The following is a 6,274-nucleotide window of genomic DNA, read 5'->3' as shown; positions in this document are numbered from 1 at the left end:
CCCCCCCGAGCTGGATCGAGGCCGCGCTGGCCCCCTCCGGCCCTCCGGGCCACCTCCCCCGTTTCACGGGGGAGGATCTATAGGCCTCAGCCCTTCGGCTTCTGGCGCGTGTCCGGCTTCAGATCGACCTGCGAGGTCTCGCCCGCCTTGACGCTCAGCGAGCGGGCGGCGTGGTGCAGACCCTGCTGCTTGATCACATAGCGGCCGGCCGGAAGGTTCTCGACGCGGTAGTCGCCGGTCTCACTGGAGACGACGCCGATCACCGGCTTGCCGTTATCCTGACCGGTGACGATGATCTGAGCCTTGGGCTCTGCATAGCCGGCGATGGCGCCGGTATTGGCGTCGGCCGCGCCGAGGGCGAGCGCCAGGAAACCTGCCAGGATCATGTTCGAGCCCTTCCGTGACTGCGTGTAAGGGCTCGAATAGGAGAGGCTGACCTGTGGGTAAAGCCAGCCTCGCATGACAAATCCTTCACCTAGGCCGCCTGCTTGCGGCCCTTCAGGGTCAGGGCGATGGCCGCGACCAGGAAGTAGAAGGCCCCAAAGCCAGCATAGGGCGCGATCTCGATCGGCGCGGGCGGGTGGCCGCCGCCGGCGAGCGAGCGGGTGATCATGAAGACGCCGGCCAGCACCGACTGGGCGCCGCTCAGCACCATCGGCCACTGGCCGCCCACCGAACGCCAGCGGCGAATGCCGGCCGCCAGCTGCAGGATGCCCGAGAACGCCGCCCAGACGCCGAACACGGTCAGCACCCGATGCGGCTGCGCCTGCAAGGTGAACAACACAGCGCAGGCCACCGTCAGGCTGACGACCAGGTTGAAGGTCTGCGGCCCGTTGGTCTTGAAGCCGCCGTTCGACCGGGCGTCCAGCGCGTTGGCCAGGGCGTCCCAGGCCGGATAGGCCACCAGCAGCACGCCACCGATCAGCGGATTGCCGGTCCCGACCGCCACGGCCGCGAGGATCCAGGCCACGGACACGCCGGCCCGCAGGAAATAATAGCGCTTGAGACCGTCGCGCTGGACGTTGTCGACCTGGGCCATGACGGCCTCCCTGAAAGCTCGAAAGCTAAGCTGAATTTTTCATGCCGAGACATTATATGTCGCGACATATGAAAGCCTCTTAGAGGCCGCGAACCGACGAGTCCAGCCATTATTTGTCACGACATCTAGTTTCGCGGTAGGAAACATCAACGACCCAGGAGCCCGCCTTTGCCCGACCACATCCCCACGCTCGACCAGCAGCTGTGCTTCTCGCTGTACGGCGCCAGCCTGGCGATCAACCGCGCCTACAAGCCGCTGCTGGACGCGCTGGAGATCACCTATCCGCAGTACCTTGTGCTGAGCGCCCTGTGGGAGACCGACGACCTGCCGGTCGGGGCGATCGGCGAGCGGCTGGGCCTGGACTCCAGCAACGTCACGCCCCTGGTCAAGCGCATGGAGGGTTCGGGTCTGGTCACCCGCGTGCGCAATCCCGCCGACGAGCGCCAGGTCGTCGTCAGCCTGACCGACGCCGGCCGCGAGATGCAGACCCGCAGCACGTGCCTGGGCCAGACCCTGTTCGCCGCCGGCGGCATGGACATCCCGCGCCTCGTCCAGCTGAACAAGGAGGTCCAGGCGTTCCGGGATTCGGTGGCGCGTTTTGTCAGCGAGCGACCCGAGCCTTAGGCGCGCCGCGCCGCCAAGGCTCCCCTTGCCATCAGATAGGCGCAGCCTGCGGCCAGGACGATCGTCGTGGCGACGCTCGCCTCCGGGCCGAAAGCCCCGCCGGTAAGCCACCACGGCGCGCTCGGGACCGGCGTCAAACCCACGACGACCGGTGCGATGGCGACCTTCTGGCCGCTGACCTCCAGTCCGAAGCCCGTGCCCAGGAGGGCGTTCCAGGCCGTGTGGAAGGCGCACACGCCCCATAACGAGCCTTCCTTGACGGCGTAGAGGCTAAGCAGGACGGCAAAGAGAAACAGGTTGAACAGCCCGAGCGCCAGTTCCTTCGAGGGATCGATGTTGCTGGCGTGGAGCAAGGCAAAGAAGCCGGCATTGAGCAGAACGGCGGCGATCAATCCGTGCCTGGAGGCGACCAAGGGCATCAGCCAACCCCGCAACATGGTCTCTTCGGCCGCGCCCTGGATCATGTACCCGCCGAACAGGGCGAGGAACGGCGTCAGGACGGCTGGCGACAGCAAGCCCAAGGACAGACCACCGGCGGCCTTGTAACCGCCCGCGGCGAAGATGACGCCCACGACGGCGCCGAGGCAGAGCCCTCCGACGAGCAGCCCGCGCAAATAGGGGCCGGCGATCCTGGCGTTGAAGCCCAAGGCCGCGGGGGACCTGCGCTCGAACAGAAACGCCCAGGCAATAATGAGAAGTATAGTCACGCCCCCACCGGCCAAGGAGATGGCGAGCGGCTGCCATTGTGTATCGAGGTCCGCCTTGTGATACCCCATGGGCTTCAGGATAGCGAAGATGGTCGTCAGCTGCCCGACCAAGAAGAAAACGACAAGTAATATCAGTGCCGCAGCGGTCCACGTGCGCCGACTTCTGGCGGTGCGCGGCGCAAAAATCTCAACTCCACTCATAAGCCCCCTCCGACTCCCCCAAGAAACAGCGTGCCGCGCGCATATCCTGAGAAATGCGCGGATCATTTCGGCACGTGTTCTAGAGGCGTCGGGGCGGGCGCTTGGATGCAGCCGCTTTCATTAATTGTTTGTCAGAACAGTCAAACCGCCACCGCGCGCGAATGACGGGAGTCTACGGCTGCTTCTAGCCCCTCCCTCGTTTCGCGAGAGCGGGATAGAACACCCCCATGCTCACCGCCCTCCTCGGCCTCGCGCCCATCGTCATCGCGCTGCTGACCCTGTCAGCGCTGTTCTCGGCGGCGGAGACGTCGATGACGGGGGCCAGCCGGGCGCGGATGCACCAGCTGGAGCGGGAGGGCGACGGGCCGGCGCGGCGGGTCAACAAGCTGCTGGCCGACCAGGAGACGATGATCGGGGCGGTGCTGCTGGGCAACAACCTGATCAACATCCTGGCCTCGGCCCTGGCGACCCAGGTGCTGACCACCCTGATCCCCGGCCCGTGGGGCGTGGCCGTCGCCACCGCCGCCATGACCGTGCTGGTCCTGGTCTTCGCCGAGGTGCTGCCCAAGACCATCGCCATCGTCCGTTCCGACGACGTGGCGCGGACGCTGTCGGGCCCGACCCTGTTCATCGTCCGGGCGTTCGGGCCGATCATCTATGTGATCCAGTGGATCGTCCGCCGGGCGCTGCGGGTGTTCGGCGTCAGGCTGGACATGGCCGTCGACGTGCTGGCCGCCCACGAGGAGATCCGCGGCGCGGTCGACTACCACCACTCCGAAGGCCTGGTGGAAAGCGGCGACCGGCGGATGCTGGGCGGGGTGCTGGACCTGTCGGACATGGACGTCTCCGAGATCATGGTCCACCGCAAGTCGATGGTGCTGCTGGACGCCGGCCTGCCCGCCCGCGAGCTGGTCGACGAGGTGCTGGAGGCCCAGCACACCCGCATCCCGCTCTATCGCGACGAGCCCGACAACATCATCGGCGTGCTGCACGCCCGCGACCTGCTCAAGGCCCTGGCCGAGAGCCCAACCGGGGTCGAGGGCCTGGACATCGCCGCCATCCTGCGCGAGCCGTGGTTCATCCCCGACACCACCAACCTCAAGGACCAGCTGGCCGCGTTCCTGAAGCGCAAGAACCACTTCGCCCTGGTCGTCGACGAGTACGGGGCCCTGCAGGGCCTGGTGACGCTGGAGGACATCCTCGAGGAGATCGTCGGCGAGATCGAGGACGAGCACGACACCACCCTGGACGGCGTGCGCCGGCAGGGCGACGGCTCGGTCAATGTCGACGGCCACGTCACGGTGCGCGACCTGAACCGGGCCATGGACTGGCGATTGCCCGAAGGCGACGCGGTCACCATCGCCGGCCTGGTCATCCATGAGGCCCAGATGATCCCCGAGCCGGGCCAGACCTTCATCTTCCACCGGCACCGGTTCCAGGTCTTCCGGAGGCAGAGAAATCAGATCACCGCGCTGCGCATCAGCGCCCCGCTGGACGACGACGCCGAACTCTGAACACTTCCACGGTGAAGGTTACGGAACCGGACCGGAAACGGTGCGTTCTGTGTCCTTACGGACCAGGGGCGGTTCGGGTTCAGGGGGCGTATTTTGGTCAGCTTGGCGACCGAAAGCAGGGTTCGCGACGGCGACGCGCCGGACGTGCGCGCGCGTCTGGCCGAACTGGAATTCGCCCTCGCCGACGAGATCCGCAAGACCGACACCCTGGCGCGGGTCAGCGAGGCCGTCGCCTCCAGCACCGACATCGACGCTTGCGTGCAGGTGGTGATCGATGGGGCCCGCGAGATCAGCGGCGCCGCCTTCGGGGCCTTCTTCTACAATCTGGTCGACGCCGAGGGCGAGTCCTACACCCTCTACCGCCTGTCGGGCGCGCCGCCCGAGGCCTTCGCCAGCTTCCCGATGCCGCGCAAGACCGAGGTCTTCGCCCCGACCTTCGACGGCGTGGGCGTGGTGCGCTCGGACGACATCACCCAGGACCCGCGCTACGGCAAGAACGCGCCGCGCAAGGGCATGCCCGAGGGCCACCTGCCCGTGCGCAGCTACCTGGCCATCCCCGTCTCGACCCGCCAGGGCGAGGTGCTGGGCGGCCTGTTCTTCGGCCATCCGGAGCCGGCCCGCTTCACCGTTCGCGACGAGGCCCTGCTGGTCGGCTTGGGCGCGCAGGTCGCGGCCACCATCGAATCGATCAAGCTGAACGCCGGCGCCCTGGCTGAGCTGACCCAGCGCCGCCGGGCCGAGGAGCGCCTGAAGTTCGCGCTCGACAGCGGCCGCATGGGCTCGTGGGACCTGGACGTGGCGACCAAGGCCTATGAGGCCTCGGACCTGTGCAAGGCCAACTATGGCCGCCGGCCGGACGAGGGCTTCACCTTCGCCGACCTGATCGAGACCATCCATCCCGACGACCGCCCGCGCGTCCTGGCCGCCATCGAGAGCGCCATCCGCGACGGCTCAGACTACGACGTCGAGTACCGCGTGGTGCATCCGCATGGCGACCTGCGCTGGCTGCACGCCCGCGGCCGCGCGGCCCAGACCGCCGACGACGGCGGCGTGCGCCGCCTGGCCGGCGTCTCGCTGGACATCACCGAGCGCAAGCGCGCCGAGGAACGCCAGAAGCTGCTGGTCAACGAGCTGAACCACCGGGTGAAGAACAGCCTGGCCACGGTGCAGTCGATCGCCGCCCAGACCCTGCGCTCGGTGGCCGCGCCGGAGTTCTTCCGCGACGCCTTCGAGACCCGGTTGATCGCCCTGTCGCACACCCACGACCTGCTGACCCGCGAAAGCTGGGCCGGCGCCAGCCTGCGCGAGGTGTTCGACGTCGAGCTGCACGCCATGGCCGGCGAGGACCGCGTCACCTTCGACTACCCCGCCGACGTGCGCCTGAACCCGAAGGCCGCCGTGGCCCTCGGCATGGGCATCCACGAACTGGCCACCAACGCCGTCAAATATGGCGCGCTCTCGATCCCCGAAGGCCGCGTTGCGGTCGACTGGGCCATCGAGGACGGCGTCCTGCGCCTGATCTGGACCGAAACCAACGGTCCGCCCGTCACACCCCCGGCCCGTCGCGGCTTCGGCGTCCGTCTTCTGGAGCGCGGCCTCGCGGCCGAGCTATCCGGCGGGGTCGAGCTGACCTATGATGCCGCCGGCCTCGTCTGCCAAATGGCGTTGCCCCTGCGCGCGCTGGAGCCCTGAAACATGACTGCACTCTCGTCCCTGAAGGTTTTGGTCGTCGAAGACGAGGCCTTGGTCTCGATGCTGGTCGAGGACATGCTGACCGATCTCGGCTGCTCGATCGTCGGCCCGGCCGCCGAAATCGAGGAGGCTCTGCGTCTGGCCGGCTCGGCCGAGATCGACGCGGCCCTGCTGGACGTCAATCTGGGCGGCCGCCCGATCTTCCCGGTGGCCGACGCCCTGAAGGCGCGCGGCGTGCCCTTCGCCTTCGCCAGCGGCTATGGCGAGGCGGGCCTGACCGAAGACCACCGCGGCGCCACGGTGCTGCAGAAGCCGTTCCGCGAGGCGGATCTGCGGCGGGTGCTGGAGACGCTGGTGGCCAAGACCACGGCTTAGGATAGATGCTCCCCCGCTGGGGGAGCTGTCGGCGAAGCCGACTGAGGGGGCCTTCACGGCCTATGCGGAGCGGGGGGGGGGGGGGGGGGGGGGGGGGGGGGGGGGGGGGGGGGGGGGGGGGG

General features: G+C 68.2%; 7 protein-coding genes. 4 read left to right on the top strand and 3 right to left on the bottom strand.

Annotated features, from left to right (window positions below; genetic code table 11):
- Window positions 1-86 precede the first annotated feature (86 nt).
- Both AC07YH_RS23205 and AC07YH_RS23200 read right to left on the bottom strand, forming a co-directional pair.
- A complete protein-coding gene (locus tag AC07YH_RS23205) occupies window positions 87-386 on the bottom strand; it encodes a carboxypeptidase-like regulatory domain-containing protein (protein ID WP_494749272.1) in 300 nt (99 codons plus the stop codon).
- A gap of 89 nt (window positions 387-475) precedes the next feature.
- Window positions 476-1,039 (bottom strand): DUF308 domain-containing protein, encoded by a 564-nt coding sequence (locus tag AC07YH_RS23200; RefSeq protein WP_494749271.1) that lies wholly within the window; start codon window positions 1,037-1,039, stop codon window positions 476-478.
- 168 nt (window positions 1,040-1,207) lie between these two features.
- Here AC07YH_RS23200 and AC07YH_RS23195 point away from each other — a divergent pair, with 168 nt between their 5' ends.
- The gene (locus AC07YH_RS23195) at window positions 1,208-1,663 is read left to right on the top strand and encodes a MarR family winged helix-turn-helix transcriptional regulator (RefSeq protein WP_494749270.1); all 456 of its coding nucleotides are present in this window, start codon (window positions 1,208-1,210) and stop codon (window positions 1,661-1,663) included.
- Here the strand turns inward: AC07YH_RS23195 and AC07YH_RS23190 are convergent.
- A complete protein-coding gene (locus AC07YH_RS23190) occupies window positions 1,660-2,571 on the bottom strand; it encodes a CPBP family intramembrane glutamic endopeptidase (protein WP_494749269.1) in 912 nt (303 codons plus the stop codon). The genes AC07YH_RS23195 and AC07YH_RS23190 overlap by 4 nt on opposite strands.
- Window positions 2,572-2,798: 227 nt before the next feature.
- On the opposite strand from AC07YH_RS23190, the gene AC07YH_RS23185 reads away from it, so the two are divergent.
- The 3 genes from AC07YH_RS23185 to AC07YH_RS23175 all read left to right on the top strand — a co-directional run bounded on the left by AC07YH_RS23185 (window position 2,799) and on the right by AC07YH_RS23175 (window position 6,152).
- Entirely contained in the window at window positions 2,799-4,085 is a 1,287-nt protein-coding gene (locus AC07YH_RS23185; RefSeq protein WP_494749268.1) for an HlyC/CorC family transporter, read from the top strand.
- Window positions 4,086-4,187: 102 nt separating this feature from the next.
- Window positions 4,188-5,777 (top strand): HWE histidine kinase domain-containing protein, encoded by a 1,590-nt coding sequence (locus AC07YH_RS23180; protein ID WP_494749267.1) that lies wholly within the window; start codon window positions 4,188-4,190, stop codon window positions 5,775-5,777.
- Between the two features lie 3 nt (window positions 5,778-5,780).
- Window positions 5,781-6,152 (top strand): response regulator, encoded by a 372-nt coding sequence (locus AC07YH_RS23175; RefSeq protein WP_494749266.1) that lies wholly within the window; start codon window positions 5,781-5,783, stop codon window positions 6,150-6,152.
- The last annotated feature ends 122 nt before the right edge of the window (window positions 6,153-6,274 follow it).

It is taken from the genome of Caulobacter sp. GW456-12-1-14-TSB4, assembly GCF_059424195.1.
This window is presented reverse-complemented; position numbering and strand designations above follow the sequence as displayed.